Source organism: Micromonospora sp. CP22 (assembly GCF_009712475.1).
Lineage (GTDB): Bacteria > Actinomycetota > Actinomycetes > Mycobacteriales > Micromonosporaceae > Micromonospora.
This window is the reverse complement of the sequence record NZ_VCJO01000009.1, coordinates 96,659-111,945: the sequence shown is the minus strand read 5'-3', so window position 1 is coordinate 111,945 and position 15,287 is coordinate 96,659. Positions and strand designations below refer to the sequence as shown.

General features: G+C 74.4%; 13 protein-coding genes. 7 read left to right on the top strand and 6 right to left on the bottom strand.

The genetic code is table 11. The annotated features are described in order from the left end of the window. Positions 1–2: 2 nt before the first annotated feature. The 5 genes from FF096_RS16830 to FF096_RS16810 form a co-directional block, all read right to left on the bottom strand. Positions 3–1,130 (bottom strand): glycosyltransferase family 2 protein, encoded by a 1,128-nt coding sequence (locus FF096_RS16830; protein WP_155219200.1) that lies wholly within the window; start codon positions 1,128–1,130, stop codon positions 3–5. Further along, a complete protein-coding gene (locus tag FF096_RS16825) occupies positions 1,127–1,972 on the bottom strand; it encodes a carotenoid biosynthesis protein (RefSeq protein WP_155219197.1) in 846 nt (281 codons plus the stop codon). Before FF096_RS16825 ends, FF096_RS16830 begins: the two co-directional genes overlap by 4 nt. Then, positions 1,969–2,541: a GNAT family N-acetyltransferase gene (locus FF096_RS16820; RefSeq protein ID WP_155219194.1), complete on the bottom strand. Its 573-nt coding sequence runs from the start codon at positions 2,539–2,541 to the stop codon at positions 1,969–1,971. The genes FF096_RS16825 and FF096_RS16820 overlap by 4 nt, the downstream gene beginning before the upstream one ends. Next, positions 2,538–3,281, bottom strand: a complete 744-nt coding sequence (locus tag FF096_RS16815; protein WP_309223432.1) for a monooxygenase — start codon at positions 3,279–3,281, stop codon at positions 2,538–2,540. The genes FF096_RS16820 and FF096_RS16815 overlap by 4 nt, the downstream gene beginning before the upstream one ends. Positions 3,282–3,342: 61 nt before the next feature. Continuing rightward, positions 3,343–3,831 (bottom strand): YbaK/EbsC family protein, encoded by a 489-nt coding sequence (locus FF096_RS16810; protein WP_155219192.1) that lies wholly within the window; start codon positions 3,829–3,831, stop codon positions 3,343–3,345. A gap of 563 nt (positions 3,832–4,394) precedes the next feature. On the opposite strand from FF096_RS16810, the gene FF096_RS16805 reads away from it, so the two are divergent. Both FF096_RS16805 and FF096_RS16800 read left to right on the top strand, forming a co-directional pair. After that, positions 4,395–4,844 (top strand): SAV_6107 family HEPN domain-containing protein, encoded by a 450-nt coding sequence (locus FF096_RS16805; RefSeq protein WP_155219188.1) that lies wholly within the window; start codon positions 4,395–4,397, stop codon positions 4,842–4,844. A 129-nt stretch (positions 4,845–4,973) separates the two neighbouring features. Beyond that, positions 4,974–5,693 carry a hypothetical protein gene (locus tag FF096_RS16800; RefSeq protein WP_155219185.1) on the top strand — a complete coding sequence of 240 codons (720 nt, stop codon included), beginning with the start codon at positions 4,974–4,976 and terminating at the stop codon, positions 5,691–5,693. 95 nt (positions 5,694–5,788) lie between these two features. On the opposite strand, the gene FF096_RS16795 is transcribed toward FF096_RS16800, so the two are convergent. Beyond that, positions 5,789–6,460, bottom strand: a complete 672-nt coding sequence (locus FF096_RS16795) for a hypothetical protein (protein ID WP_155219182.1) — start codon at positions 6,458–6,460, stop codon at positions 5,789–5,791. Positions 6,461–6,639: 179 nt separating this feature from the next. Here FF096_RS16795 and FF096_RS16790 point away from each other — a divergent pair, with 179 nt between their 5' ends. The 5 genes from FF096_RS16790 to FF096_RS16770 are packed head-to-tail and all read left to right on the top strand — an operon-like array spanning position 6,640 to position 15,173. Next, positions 6,640–8,403, top strand: a complete 1,764-nt coding sequence (locus tag FF096_RS16790) for a DNA polymerase Y family protein (protein ID WP_155219179.1) — start codon at positions 6,640–6,642, stop codon at positions 8,401–8,403. 57 nt (positions 8,404–8,460) lie between these two features. Beyond that, positions 8,461–11,835: an error-prone DNA polymerase gene (locus FF096_RS16785; protein WP_309223431.1), complete on the top strand. Its 3,375-nt coding sequence runs from the start codon at positions 8,461–8,463 to the stop codon at positions 11,833–11,835. A 43-nt stretch (positions 11,836–11,878) separates the two neighbouring features. Next, positions 11,879–12,643, top strand: coding sequence for a methyltransferase domain-containing protein (locus FF096_RS16780; protein ID WP_155219176.1), 765 nt, complete (start codon positions 11,879–11,881; stop codon positions 12,641–12,643). Then, the gene (locus FF096_RS16775; RefSeq protein WP_155219174.1) at positions 12,640–13,875 is read left to right on the top strand and encodes an alkaline phosphatase family protein; all 1,236 of its coding nucleotides are present in this window, start codon (positions 12,640–12,642) and stop codon (positions 13,873–13,875) included. The genes FF096_RS16780 and FF096_RS16775 overlap by 4 nt, the downstream gene beginning before the upstream one ends. 38 nt (positions 13,876–13,913) lie before the next feature. Further along, complete coding sequence (locus FF096_RS16770; RefSeq protein WP_309223430.1) at positions 13,914–15,173, top strand: DNA polymerase IV; 1,260 nt, start codon at positions 13,914–13,916, stop codon at positions 15,171–15,173. Positions 15,174–15,287 lie beyond the last annotated feature (114 nt).

Sequence of the window (15,287 nt, the reverse complement as noted above, 5' to 3'; positions counted from 1 at the left end):
CTTCAGCCGATCGGGCGACCGCGCCAGGACAGGCGCCGTCGCTTACGCAGATGGTACGACCGCAGGGTCAACCAACCGAGGATCGCGACCGACACGGGGTGGCCCAGCGCGTCGGGCCATGCCCGGCCGCCGGTGGCGCGGGCGCTGACCACCCGCCCGGCCACCCCGGCCAGGTACGCGCCCACCGCGATCCCGGCCACCATCGGCGCCCCGGCGAGCAGTGCCGCGACGGCCACCACGGGTGGTGCGGTGTAGAGCGTCAGCAGCAGGGCCAGCACCACGGCCGCGCCGGCCGGGTGCCCGAACGAGGCCCACAACGACTTGGTGTAGCCGTCGCGCAGTTGCGGCCAGTCCTCGTACATCCGGCAACTGGCCAGCCGGGAGCCGTCGGCGAGGGCGATCCGACCACCGGCCCGCTTCACCGCCCGGGCCAGCTCGATGTCCTCCAACACCCGGTCGGCGACCGCCGCGTGCCCACCGGCGCGCAGGTAGCCGTCGCGGTCGACGACCAGGAACTGTCCGCCGGCAGCGGCCAGCGACGGTCGCGGCGACCGTTCCATCGCCCGCAGCGGCAGGAAGGTCAGCCACAACCACTGCAACAGCGGCTGCACCAGCCGGTCGGCCGCCGAGCGCACCACGATCCGTGGGTACGGCGACAGCAGTGTCGCCCCGGCGGCGCGTAGCTCGGTGACCGCCGCCGCCACCGCGTACGGGTCGAGCACCACGTCGGCGTCGACGAAGACCAGTGCGGTGACGGGCTCGGCGACGCGGGTGGCCAACTGCCAGCAGGCGTGTGGTTTGCCCAGCCAGCCCGGTGGCGGGGTCACCCCGGTGAGCAGGGTGACCCGGGGATCGTCGGCGACGATCGCGCGCACCACGTCGGCGGTGCCGTCGGTGGAGCCGTCGTCGAGCACCATCACGCGCAGCCCGGGAACCGCCCGCTGGGCGAGCAGGGCGCGCAGGCACGGGGTGACCCGGTCGGCCTCGTCGCGCAGCGGCAGCAGCACCGCCACCGTCTCGGTGACCTCCGTCGGCCGGTCGGTCGGTCGGCGCAGCCAGCGACCGGCGTTGACCACGGTGTGCAGGGTCAGCACGCTCACGCCGAGCAGCAGGACCAGCGCTACGGTCATGCCGCCACGTCGAGCGCGTCGGTCGGGGAGCGCGGCGGACCGGTGTGGTCGCGGGTCCGCCCGGCCCGCAGCAGGGCCACGGCCAGCGGCACGGCGACCACCGCCATGCCGACCGCCCCCCACACCGCCGAGGCGGGCAGGTCGAGGAAGACGGCGTGGGCCAGCACGCTGGAGCCGTACGTCCACAGGTAGAGCGCGAACATCGGGTGATCGCCGTCGCCGGTGCCGGTCACGGTGGGCCCGGCGAGCGGGCGCAGCGCGGTCATCATCAGCACCGCGAACAGCAGCCAACCCAGGTAGTTGCTGACCGGGATGCCGGGCAGCCCGGGTAGGGCCGGAGTGGGAGCACGCCACACCCAGTGCCCCTCGGCCACCATCTGCGGGTCGAGGAAGAGGTCCCAGGCGGCCAACCCGACGGTGGCCAACGCGATCCGCACCGGCCAGCGCCACCGGCCGGGTGACCCGCCGGTGAGTCGGGTGGCCGCCAGCCAGGCGGGCCAGGCCATCCAGGTCCAGGCCAGCGGGATGATCAGCGGCACGCCGGCCAGTTTCGGGCCGAGCTGGCCGGAGTAGTCGTAGCTGCCGAACGGGAAACCGGTGGCCACGCCGAGCGCCTCGATGGCGAACCCGCCGCCGGTGGCCACCGCGACCAGCGCCGCCGCCGCCCGAGGCCCCCGGCTGAGCAGGGCGTGACCGACCGAGAGCAGGTAGCCGAGCACGACGGTGGCCACGGTCAGCCGGGCCCGGGTGACCCCGTCGGTCAGCGGGTAGCAGATCTGCGCCAGCACCAGCAGGGCCAGCATGGTCCAGGCGTAGCCCCGGACCGGTGACCGTGCGGTCATGACCGCACCGGTGGTGGTGTGGATTCCGGCGCGGGTAGCGGCAGGTCCCGGCCGAGCACCCCGAACGGACGCTCGTCGCCGGGGAACCGGAAGTCGCGCAGCACGTCGACGAAGCCGAACCGGCGGTACAGCCGCCAGGCGCGCGAGGTCTGCTCGTCGGCTTCCGGGGTGGACAGCAGGGTGGTGGCACCCTCGGCCATGGTGAGCAGGGCGCGCAGTTGCCCGGCGCCCAGCCCGTGCCCCTGGGCCGGTGGTCGTACGTGCAGCTCGACCACCTCGAAGCAGTCGGTCAGCCACCGCCGACGGGCGGCCTGGTCCAGGGCCCGCCAGACCTGGTCGTGCCACCACTGGCCGGTGGCGCCGACGTAGCCGTAGCCGAACCCGGCCAGCTGGCCGGTGTTGGTGAGGCTGGCCACGGCGCGGAAGCCGGGCCGGCGTACGTGGGTGGCGATGTAGCCACGACGGGCCTCCAGCAGGTCGGCGCGGTAACCCATCGCCTCGCCGTAGACGGCCACCACGTCGTCCAGCCGTCGGAGGAGATCGTCCGGCGTCCACCGCACCAACCTCATGCCCGTCCACCCTTCGCCGGGTCACCGTCGTCGGTGACCCACCCCAGTACCGTTCGGTCGCCGACCACGTCCCGCACCTCGAACCGGGCGAAGAGTTCCTCCGCGTACCACCGTTGGGTCTCCGTCCGGGTGATCGCGGCTCGGTGCTGCGGGTGACGGTACGCGAACGCCACGAGATCCGCCGGTTCGCGCCACACGCTGACGGTGCCCTGCCAGCCCAGCGGCGCCTCGCCGACGCCGAAGCGGGCCAGCAGCCCGGGTGCCGTGTGCAGGGCCGCGGCCACCGGCGGGACCGCCCGCCAGAAGGTGAGTGCCCGGGTGGGTCGTAGTCGGGCCCGGGTCAGCGCCAACACCGGGCCGGCGACCCGGCCGCCGGTCGGGTCACCGAACGGCCGCCGTCTCGACCACTCACCCCGGCTGGTCAGTGGGCGCAGGTCGAGGCGGACATCCGCGCGGGCGAGACCGGACCAGGCCCGCGCCACGGATGAGTCGGCGAACCGGGCGGCTGCGGCGGGGGAGTCCCAGACGGTCAGCGCCGCCCAACGGGTCAGGTCCGCGTCGCCGGGCCCGAAGCCGGTGCCGGTCCCGGTGCCGAGCAGCTTGCCGAAGCGTACGCCGGGCAGCGCGCGCAGCCGGCGCGGGTCGAGCGCCATCCGGGTCAGCGCCCGACCCACGGCGGCCGGCGCGATCCGCCACACGTGCAGGGTGACCAACTCGGGGACGCTCTCCGGGCGCCTCACGCCGCCACCTCGCTGCGCCCGCCGTCGGCGCGAGGCACCACTCTCCGCTCGCTTCGCTCGTTCACGCCACGTCGGTCGGCGTTCCGCCGGTGACCCGCAGCAGTTCGGCGTAGGTGATGGGGAAGACCGCCCGGGGCACGCCGCCGGCGGCCCAGATCTCGTCGTACTTCTCCAGGGCGGTGTCGACGAGCGTGCGCAGCGGCTGCGGGTGACCGACCGGGGCGACCCCGCCGATCACCTGCCCGGTGTGCTCCTTGACGAACTGCGGGGTGGCCCGGCGCAGCCGGGTGACGGCGAGCCGGTCCGCCAGAGCGGTGGTGTCGACCCGGTGCGCGCCGGAGGTGAGCACCAACAACGGGGCTCCATCGGCGTCGAAGACGAGCGAGTTGGCGATGGCGCCGACGTCGACGCCGAGCGCCTCGGCGGCGGCTGCGGCGGTGTGCACGGCGTCGGGCAGCAGGCGGACCGTGGCGGGCGCGTCGGAGCCGTCCCGGGCGTTCGCGGCGTCGAGGGCGTCCTGCACCGCCCGGACGTTCGGGTGTGACTGCATGCCGCCATTCTTGCCGGTACGCGGGCCGTACGCGCAGTCGGCCACGTCGCCGGGGGCGGAAACGTCGCGGTCGTCGCGGCCCGGTCGCCGCCGTGCGTCACCCGACCGGCCCGCGCCGGTGGCAGGCGACGGCGGCGCGGTTGCGCGGCTGAGCCGGTCGATGGTGTCGGCGCGTCACACGTTGCGTTTTCGTCGGTGGGAGGGTGTACTGTCAGCAGTAGTTAGAACGAGTGTTCGATTGCCTCGAACGTTCGTTCCAACCCCTCTCGGAGGCGGGTGTTTCGCGGCACCGGCTTCCGACAGGTGCGGTGCCGCGGACCGCACCTGGGCCCCGGGCAGTCGCGAGTCCGGGCCCGTCAGGCAGGCCGTCGTCCGCCGCCCAACGACCCCCGGGCGGCGGACGACGGACCCGCCGGTACGCCGGTCGGGTGTGGTGTGGGGAAGCTCCACGCCCGACCGGCCATCCACCTGGTGCGTCTTCCTCCGCACCGACCGCCGCGGGCTTGCGTGTCGACGGGCCACCGTCCACGTGCCTGCCCGCCCCGGCTCATCTGGAGGAGACCATGCCGACCAGTCCGGCTCAGGCACCGACGGTGCCCGCGCATGTGCTGCCGCACCGCACTCCCGTCCAGTTGCTCGCGGTCGCCCGACAGGGGCTCGCCGAAGCCGCCCGGACCGCCCCCGACGGCCTCCGGTACGCCGCCGCCCATCTCGCGGCCCTGCGCGCCGCCGCGGCGGTGCTCGCCGCCCGCGCCCGCCCCGCGCCCGTCCGGCGTCACCGGATCACCAACGTCTGGGTTCTGCTCGCCGGCGTCGCCCCCGAACTCGACGAGTGGGCCCGCTACTTCGCCCTCGGCGCGGGCAAACGGGCCGCCGCCGAGGCCGGCATACCCCGGGTGGTGACCGCCCGGGAGGCCGACGACCTGCTCCGCGCCGCCGAGGAGTTCGTGACGGTGGTGGAAACGGCGCTCGGCCTGGCGCACCAGCCGGCGATCGAGGGTCTCGTCGCCTGAGCCGCGGCGTCCGGCCACCACGGCGGGACCCAGGGTGGCCGGACGCCGCCCCGCCACGCGTACTTCTTTGTGATCCACGACAGCACCATCCACGGGCCGGATGCCCGGGGCGACGACGGGGGAGGTCCGATGGCGGGCCGCATGGTGGTCGGTTCCGCCGCGCTGGCCGGGCTGGTCCGCCCGGCCAGCGCACCCGACCCGGCGGGTGGGCACCGGGTGCTGCCCGTGCGGCCCGAGCTGACCGGGTTGCTGCCCAACCGGGGTCTGCGGCGCGGCAGCACCGTCGCGGTCGGCGTCGGGCGGCATCGGCACAGCGGCACCACCTCGTTGCTGCTCGCGTTGCTCGCCGAGGCGTCCCGCGCCGGGTCCTGGTGCGCCGTGGTCGGGATACCGACCTTCGGGGCCGGGGCGGCCGCCGAGGCCGGCATCGTCCTGGACCGGCTCGCCCTGGTGCCGCAGCCCGGCCCGGACTGGCCCACCGTGGTCGCCGCGCTCATCGACGGGGTCGATGTGGTGGTCACCGCGGTCCCGTCCACCGTCTCCGCCTCGGTCGCCGACCGGTTGGCCGCGCGTGCCCGGCAACGGGGCAGCGTGCTGGTGCCGTACGGCCGGTGGGACGGCGCGGACGTGACGCTCCAGGTGGTCCGTGGCATCTGGCAGGGGCTCGGCGCGGGGCGGGGACGGCTGCGCCGTCGGGAGGTGACCATCTCGGCGCGCGGCCGGGGGGCCGCCGCCCGCCCCAAGGAGCTCACGGTGTGGCTGCCCGGTGCCGAGACGACCCGGGTCATCCCCCGGTCGGCACCGGTCAGTCGGCCGGAGACCGCGCTACGCGTGGTGGCCTCGGCATGAGCGTCCACCCCCAGGCAGACCGTCAGCTCGGTGCGCGTCAGTTCGGTGCGCTCCGGGCTGGTGGTTGTGGAGTCGGTGGGTCGACCGCTGGTGGGTCAGTGGCCGGGGCCGGCTCGTCGGATGGGCCGGGGGCGGGTGGCACCTGCGGTTCGCCACAGCGCCGTGGCGAGCCAGAGCAGCCCGGCACCGATCAGCACGCCGTGGGAGATCCGGACCGCCGGCGGGGTGAAGAACTGGGGCAGGAAGAGCAGGAACCCGAGGGCGAACGGCACCCCGCTGAGCCGGGGCAGCAGGTTGTCGCGCCAGATCGCCACCGCGGCGAGGGCGGCGCCGACGCCGAGCGCCGCCAGGCCGATCCCGAAGGTGGAGGCCGCGATCGGGTGGTACCGCACCTGATCGGCCAGGGCGAGCAGGTCGATCTGTGGGTTGGTGGTGGCCTGGCGGGCGATCGCGTGCAGGCCGAACGCCTCGGCGCCGTAGTAGGGCAGCACCAGACCGGTGCCGACGGTGCTGGTGACGAAGGCGGCCACGAGGGTGCGGTCCGACCCGGTATCGGCGACGGTCCGGGCGAGGGCCAGCAGGCCGAGCGGCACCAGGATGAAACCGATCATGGCGAAGGTGTGCGAGGGCACCCAGGTGCTGGCGGACATCGAGGCGAGGGCGCCGGCCGCGGTGGATTCGTCGTGCCAGGGGCGCAGGGCGGGATAGAGGACGAACATGACGGCCGCGGCGGCGAGGGCGGCGGCACCGGCTCGGATCCGGTTCATTGCGGACTCCTTGACGGCCCTGCGGGCCGGATGAGGGGCAGGGGCGGCGGGGACCGCCGCAGTGGAGCATTCGCGGCGCGGCAACACCTAGCTTACTGCTGTAGCCAAAAAGCTAATGCCATTAGCTTTCGGGGTCAAGTCGGCCTGGTCGTGATCAAGACCAGCTCGAGGTACGGCCGATGACACGGAGCTTGCTGCTCTGGTGCCCGGACTGGCCGGTGCTCGCCGCCGAGATAGTCGACGGGGTGCCGGCCACCGGGCCGGTGGCGGTGCTGCACGCCAACCGGGTCCTCGCCTGCTCCGAACAGGCCAGGGCCGAGGGGGTACGCCGAGGGCTGCGTCGGCGGGAGGCGCAGCGGCGCTGCCCGGGGCTGACCGTCGTCGCCCACGATCCGGGGCGGGATGCGCGGGCCTTCGAGCCGGTGGTGGCCGCGATCGAGGAGGTGGCGGTCGGGGTCGAGGTGATCCGCCCCGGCGCCTGCGCGTTGCCCGCCCGGGGGCCGAGCCGCTACCTCGGCGGTGAGGAGGCGGCAGCCGAACGGATCGTCGAGCACGTCGCGCAGAGCTGCGCGGTGGAGAGCCAGGTCGGTGTCGCCGACGGGGTCTTCGCCGCCGGGTTGGCCGCCCGGCAGGGGCGGATCGTGCCGCCCGGCGAGACACCGGAGTTCCTGGCCGCCCAGCCCGTCGAGGCGCTCGGTCGGCCCGCTCTGGCCGACCTGCTGCGCCGGCTCGGAGTGCGTACGCTCGGCGACTTCGCCGCGCTGCCCGCAGGTGACGTGCTGGCCCGGTTCGGCTTCGACGGGGCGCTGGCGCACCGGCTGGCCGCCGGCCGGGACGACCGCCCGCTCGCGGCCCGGCGACCCCCGGTCGACCTGACGGTCACCACCGACCTCGACGAGCCGATCGAGCGGGTCGACGTCGCGGCGTTCGCCGCCCGGACGCTGGCCGAACGGTTGCACGAGCGGCTCGCCGGGCACGGGCTGGCCTGCACCCGGCTCGGCATCGAGGCGGTCACCGCGCACGGCCAGGAGCTGCACCGGGTCTGGCGGCACGACGGTCTGCTGAGCGCGGCGGCGATCGCCGACCGGGTCCGTTGGCAACTGGACGGCTGGCTCACCGGCGCTCGCCGGGCCGGCCCGGCCCGACCCACCGCCGGGATCATCCGGCTGCGGCTGGTGCCGGACGGGGTGCTGGCCCAGGCGGGCCTGCAACCCGGGCTGTGGGGCGAGATCGGCGCGGAACGCGAGCGGGCGCACCGGGCGCTGAGCCGGGTGCAGGGACTGCTCGGCCCCGAGGCGGTGGTCACCGCAGTGCTCGGTGGCGGGCGGTCTCCGGCCGACCAGACCCGGCTGGTGCCCTGGGGCGACGAACGCCTCCCGGCCCGTCCCGGTCCGGCCGAACCCGGACGATCCTGGCCCGGTCCGGCCGAACCCGTCGGACGATCCTGGCCCGGTCCGGACGCCCGGCCCGCCGTCACGGAGGCGACCGGCCCGGGTGACGGGCCGGCGCGCGGTGGATCGGCCAGTTCCCGCCGTCGGCGGGCGGGCACCGGGGCGGCCGTGCCCTCCTGGCCGGGGCGGCTGCCACCACCCTCGCCCGCCGTGGTGCTGCCGACCCCGCTGGCCGCGAGTGTGCTCGACGCCACCGGCGCGCCGGTCGTGGTGAGCGCACGACTGACGGTCAGCGCCTCACCGGCCCGACTGGGTGTCGCCACCCCGGCGGTGGCCACCGGCTCCGATCCCACCTTCGTTTCCGTCGTTCCCCCCGCCACCGCGTCGGCCGAGATCGTCGGCTGGGCCGGTCCGTGGCCGGTCGACGAGCGGTGGTGGGCCCCGGCCGAGGCCCGTCGCCGGGCCCGTTTCCAGGTCTGCCTGGCCGACGGCAGTGCCCTGCTGCTCGCCGTCGAAGGTGGTCGTTGGTGGGTGGAGGCGATCTATGACTGACGGGGATAGCGCGTTCCGGGGGCGGTCACGCACCACGATCGCGGTGAGGTGGGGGCGGTGAGCTTCCACAATCCCCGGTTGCCGTGGGCGGAGTTGGAGCGGGTGCTCTCCGGGCGGGGCGAGGGCGGGCGAGGTGCCGACGGCGGTGGGCAGCGGCACCTGCACGTGGTGGATCCCCTCGCGGTCGACGCCGACGGGGGCGACTCGCCGGCCTGGAGCCGACGGCGGGAGCACTACCGGCCGCCGGAGCTGACCCGACCCGACGACGTGCCGCCGTACGCCGAACTGCACGCGCACACCAACTTCAGTTTCCTCGACGGGGCCAGCCACCCCGAGGAACTGGCCGAGGAGGCCGTCCGGTTGGGGCTCACCGCGCTCGCCGTCACCGACCATGACGGCTTCTACGGTGTGGTGCGGTTCGCCGAGGCGGCCCGCGTACTGGACCTGCCCACCGTCTTCGGCGCGGAGCTGTCCCTCGGTCTGCCCGGCCCGCAGCACGGGGTCCCCGACCCACACGGCAACCACCTGCTGGTGCTGGCCCACGGCCACGAGGGGTACGCCCGGCTGGCCACCACGATCTCCCGCGCCCAGCTGCGGGGCGGTGAGAAGGGCCGCCCGGTCTACGGCGAGCTGGAGGAGATCGCCGCCGACCTGCGGGACCACGTGCTGGTGCTCACCGGCTGCCGCAAGGGGCACGTGCCGGCCGCCCTGCTCACCGAGGGGGTCGACGCGGCGGCCCGCGAACTGGACCGGCTCACCGCGTTGTTCGGCGCGGAGACGGTGGCGGTGGAGCTGACCGACCACGGGCATCCGGTCGACGGCGACCGCAACGACGCCCTGGCCGAGCTGGCGGCCGAGGCCGGGCTGCCCACGGTGGCCACGAACAACGTGCACTACGCCGCCCCGGGGCGACGTCGGCTGGCCACCACGCTGGCCGCCGTCCGGGCCCGGCGCAGCCTGGACGAGATCGACGGCTGGCTGCCCGCCGCGGGCACCGCACACCTGCGCAGCGGTGCCGAGATGGCGGCCCGGTTCGCCGCCTACCCGGGCGCGGTGGCCCGAGCCGCCGAGTTCGGCGCGGAACTCGCCTTCGACCTCCAGCTGGTCGCGCCGCGACTGCCCGCGTACCCGGTGCCGCCGGGGCACAGCGAGATGAGCTGGCTGCGTCACCTCACCGAGGTCGGCGCGCGGGAACGCTACGGCCCGCGCGAGGCGCATCCGCAGGCGTACGCGCAGCTCGACCACGAGCTGAACATGATCGAGGAGCTGGGGTTCCCCGGTTACTTCCTGGTGGTGTACGACATCGTCGACTTCTGCCGCCGGAAGGACATCTACTGCCAGGGGCGGGGCTCGGCGGCGAACTCGGCGGTCTGCTACGCGCTGCGGATCACCAACGTGGACGCGGTCCGGCACCGGCTACTGTTCGAGCGGTTCCTCGCCCCCGAACGGGACGGACCGCCCGACATCGACGTGGACATCGAGTCCGACCGTCGGGAGGAGGTCATCCAGCACGTCTACACCCGCTACGGCCGGGAGCACACCGCCCAGGTCGCCAACGTCATCTCCTACCGGCCCCGCTCGGCGGTGCGGGACGTGGCCAAGGCGTTCGGCTTCTCGCCGGGCCAGCAGGACGCCTGGAGCAAGCAGATCGACCGGTGGGGCGAGGTGGCCACGGTGGACGTACCGGAGATCCCCGAGCAGGTGGTCGCGTACGCCAACGAGCTACAGACGTTCCCCCGGCACCTGGGCATCCACTCCGGCGGCATGGTGATCTGCGACCGGCCGGTGATCGAGGTCTGCCCGGTGGAGTGGGGACGGATGCCCGGCCGCAGCGTGCTCCAGTGGGACAAGGACGACTGCGCCGCCGTCGGTCTGGTCAAGTTCGACCTGCTCGGTCTCGGCATGTTGTCCGCCCTGCACTACGGGTACGACATGATCGGGATGAGCCTGGATCTCGGTGACATGGCGCTGGACGACCCCGAGGTCTACGACATGCTCTGCCGGGCCGACTCGGTCGGGGTGTTCCAGGTGGAGAGCCGCGCCCAGATGGCCACTCTGCCCCGGCTCAAGCCCCGGACCTTCTACGACCTGGTGGTCGAGGTGGCGCTGATCCGTCCCGGGCCGATCCAGGGCGGCTCGGTGCACCCGTACATCCGGCGCAAGAACGGTCAGGAGCCGGTGACCTACCCGCATCCGCTGATGCGCAACGCGTTGGAGAAGACCCTCGGCGTGCCGCTGTTCCAGGAGCAGCTCATGCAGCTCGCCATCGACCTGGCCGGCTTCGACGCCGCCGAGGCCGACCAACTGCGCCGGGCGATGGGCGCCAAACGGTCGGTGCGGCGGATGGAGCAGATCGCCGACCGGCTCTACCGGGGCATGGCCGAGCGCGGCATCACCGGCGAGCTGGCCGACGACGTCTACCGCAAGCTCACCGCGTTCGCCAGTTACGGCTTCCCGGAGAGCCACGCGATGAGCTTCGCCTACCTGGTGTACGCCAGTTCCTGGCTGAAGCGCTATCACCCCGGTCCGTTCCTGGCCGCGCTGTTGAGCGCCCAGCCGATGGGTTTCTACTCGCCGCAGACCCTGGTCGACGACGCCCGCCGGCACGGCGTGGAGGTACGCCGACCGGACGTCAACGCCAGCGGCGCGAAGCCGGTGCTGGAGTCCACCCCGGACACCCGTTGGGGCAGCCGGGCGGGGGAGCCGCCGCACGCCTGGGGGCTGGGCGGTCCGGCGGTCCGACTCGGGCTGTCCAGCGTGCGTACCCTCGGCGACGGCGTGGCCGAGCGGATCGAGGCCGAGCGGGCGGCGAACGGCCCGTACCGCGACCTGGCGGACCTGGCCCGGCGGGCGGGCCTGACCGCCGGGCAGATGGAGGCGCTGGCCACCGCCGACGCCTTCGCCTGTTTCGGGTTGACCCGGCGGCAGGCGCTCTGGGCGGCCGGCGCGGCGGCTCAGGAGCGGCCCGACCGGTTGCCCGGCACGGTCACCGGCACGGCGGCGCCCGTGCTGCCCGGGATGGAGGAGGTGGACCGTCTGGTCGCCGACGTCTGGGCCACCGGGTTGTCGCCGGAGAGCCATCCGGCCCGGTTCATCCGCGCCCAGCTGGACGCGGTGGGCGCGGTGCCGATCGACCGGTTGGGTCGGGTGGAGCCGGGTCGGCGGATCCGGGTCGGCGGGATCGTCACCCACCGGCAGCGCCCGGCGACGGCGGGGGGAGTCACCTTCCTCAACCTGGAGGACGAGACCGGCATGCTCAACGTCACCTGTTCGCCCGGGCTGTGGCAGCGGCACCGGCGGGTGGCGCGCACCAGCGCGGCGTTGGTGGTGCGGGGGCGGTTGCAGCGGCACGAGGGAGTGGTGAATCTGGTCGCCGACCGGCTGGACGCGATCGAGCCACCGGTCCGCCCCACCTCCCGCGACTTCCGCTGACTCATCGACGGCGGGCAGGTGCCCCCTGACGATCTCCTCCGGTCTGACTAGGCTCGACCGGGTGGAACAGACCTCAGGCCCGGCCGGGCCGCCGCTCACCCCCCGTACCGCCGTGGTCTGGTCGGTGCTGCGCGCCGAGCTGGACCGCCGACCGGCCACCGAGCTGACCGTGCTGGACGTGGGGGGTGGCACCGGCGGGTTCGCGGTGCCCCTGGCCCGGGCCGGGCACCGGGTGACCGTGGTCGACGCCAGTCCGGACGCGCTCGCCGCGCTCAGCCGCCGGGCCGCGGAGGCCGGGGTGGCCGAGCGGGTACGCGCGGTGCAGGGCGACGGTGACGCGTTGGTCGGGCTGATCGAGCCGACCAGCGTCGACCTGGTGCTCTGCCACTCCGTGTTGGAGGTCGTCGACGACCCGAAACCTGTGGTGTCCGCGTTGGTGGGCGTGCTGCGACCGGGTGGGGCGGCGAGCGTACTGGTCGCCGGACGGGCCGCCGCGGTGCTCGGCCGGGCGACGAACGGGCACCTCGATGTGGCGGCGACGCTGGCCACCGACCCGGCGGGAGCCGCCGGTGCCCGGGACACCCTGCGCCGCCGCTTCGACGTCGAGGGCGCCGCCGCGCTGTTGTCCGCCGCCGGGCTGACCGTGGAGGAGATCCACGGCGTACGCGTCCTCGCCGACCTGCTGCCCGCGACGGTGGCGGACGGTCAGGCCGGCGCCCTGGTCGAGTTGGAACGGACGTTGGCCGGGCGACCACCCTGGCGGGACATCGCCGCCCAGCTGCACCTGTTCGCCCGTCGGCCGGCATGACCGGCCCCGCCGGCACCCCCGTTCCCGGCGCCGAGTCGGTGTTAGGAGGGGGCCCTTCCTATACATCAGGCGTTAACAAGGTGCCCTTCCTTACTCCCGTCGCGCCGGGGTACGGCGGTGCAAGCCTCGCCGACGTGCTGCCCAGCGCCCTGGCCGTGCTCGGTGTCCCCGGTGCCCCGGACCCGCTCGGCCTGACCGCCGAACTGTCCGGGGTACGCCGGATCGCGGTGCTGCTGGTCGACGGTCTCGGCTGGTACCAGATCCCGACCGCCGCGCCGCACGCGCCGACCCTGGCCGGGTTGGCCGCCACGTCGAGCCGACCGCTCACCTCCGGTTTCCCCTCCACCACCCCCACCAGCCTGGTCACCCTGGGCACCGGCGTGGCGCCCGGCGAGCACGGGGTGGTCGGCTTCACCGTGCGGGTTCCGGGCACCGAGCGGGTGCTCAACCACATCGAGTGGAACGACGGCGACCCCGATCCACTGCGCTGGCAGCCGGTCCCCACCCAGTTGGAACGGGCCCGGGCGGCCGGAGTGGCGGTGACCGTGGTGAGTCGCCCGGAGTTCGGCGGTACCGGTCTGACCCTGGCCGCGAACCGGGGCGGTGACTACCGGGGCGCGGCCGGGGTCGACGAGGTGGCCGCCACCACGCTGGCCGCGCTGCGCGCCGGAACCGGCCCGACCCTGGTTTCCGCCTACCACCCGGATATCGACCGGCACGGCCACTTCAGTGGCGTCGACTCGCTGCCGTGGCGGCTGGCGGTGACCGAGTTGGACGGGCTGCTGGCCCGACTGGTGGACGGGCTGCCGTCCGATGCCGCGCTGTTGGTGACCGCCGACCACGGGCAGCTCAACATTCCCGACGGAGACCGGTTCGACCTGGACACCGATCCTCGGCTTACCGCCGGGGTGCGGGTGGTCGCGGGCGAGCCCCGGCTGCGCTACCTGCACGTCGCCCCGGGGGCCACCGCCGACGTGGTGGCGGCCTGGTCGGCCGTGCTCGGCTCCGCCGCCCGGGTGCTGACCCGCGAGGAGGCGGTGGCCACCGGCCGGTTCGGGCCGGTGACCGCCGCCCACCTGGACCGGATCGGCGACGTGGTGGTGGCCTGCAACGACACGTACGCCGTGATGGCCAGTCGTTCGGAACCGCCGATCCTGTCCCGGTTGGTGGCCTTCCACGGCGCGGACACCGCAGCCGAGATGACGATTCCGCTGCTGGTGGTGCGGGGCTGACCGGCGGGAATGTCAGCGGCTCGGGCTAGTCTGCGCCGGTGGGTCGCAGCCAGTCGCTGCCTCGGGGCGGCGATTCCCGGTTCGAACCCGGCGCCGACGACGCCGGGTGCCCGATCCTGCACGTCGACATGGACGCCTTCTACGCCTCGGTGGAGGTCCGTCGCCGACCCGAGCTACGCGGCCGGGCCGTGGTGGTCGGTGGGATCGGTCCGCGCGGGGTGGTCAGCTCGGCCAGCTACGAGGCCCGACGTTTCGGCGTACGCAGCGCCATGCCCATGATGCGGGCCCGCGCTCTCTGCCCGCACGCGGTCTTCCTCGCTCCCGACTTCGCCAGCTACACGGCGGCCTCGCGGGCGGTCATGCAGATCTTCCGTGACGTCACGCCGCTGGTCGAGCCGCTCTCCCTGGACGAGGCGTTCCTCGACGTGGCCGGTGCCCGGCGGCTGTTCGGGTCGCCGACGGCGATCGCCCGCAGGATCCGGGAGCGGGTCGCCGCCGAGCAGGGGCTGACCTGCTCGGTGGGGGTGGCTCCGAGCAAGTTCGTGGCCAAGCTCGGCTCGACCCGGGCCAAGCCCGACGGTCTGCTGGTGGTGCCGGCCGACCTGGTGATCGAGTTCCTCCATCCGCTTCCGGTCGGCGCGCTGTGGGGGGTGGGGGAGCGTTCCGAGCAGGCCCTGCTGCGGCTCGGCCTGCGTACCGTCGGCGACCTGGCGCAGGCTCCGCTGGGGATGCTGCGGACCGCGCTCGGCGAGGCGGTCGCCGCGCACCTGCACGAGCTGTCCTGGGGGCGCGATCCCCGCCGGGTCAGCCCGGAGCAGGTGGAGAAGTCGATCGGAGCGGAGGTCACCTTCGACGTGGACGTCGATGATCCGGCCGAGATCCGCCGGACGCTGCTCGCCCTGGCCGAGAAGGTCGGTGCCCGGCTGCGGGCCGCCGGGCAGGTGGGGCGGACGATCTCGCTCAAGGTGCGTACCGCCGATTTCCGCACGGTGAGCCGGGCCCGCACCCTGGACGTGCCCACCGATGTGGCTCGGGAGATGTTCGACACGTCCTGGGCGCTCTACACCGCGTTGAACCCGGGTGAACGGATTCGCCTGCTCGGTGTCCGGGCGGAGGGCCTGTCGGTGGCGGCCGAGACACCGCGACAGCTCGCCCTGGGTCAGCCGGAGCGGGGGTGGCGGGAGGCGGAGGTCGCGGCGGACGCGGCGGCTGCCCGTTTCGGGCGGTCCGTCATAGGCCCGGCCAGTCTTCTCAGCGGGCGCGATCTGCGACGAAATGAAAATCCGACCCGGCCGTAGGTCGTCCCGCTTTCCGACGCGCGAGGGCCCTCGTAGACTTGCGGGTAAGCAGCCGGTTGGCTGCCACGGTCTGTCGGTCCGACCGGACCGACCAACGTGACCGGGGAGGAGTGC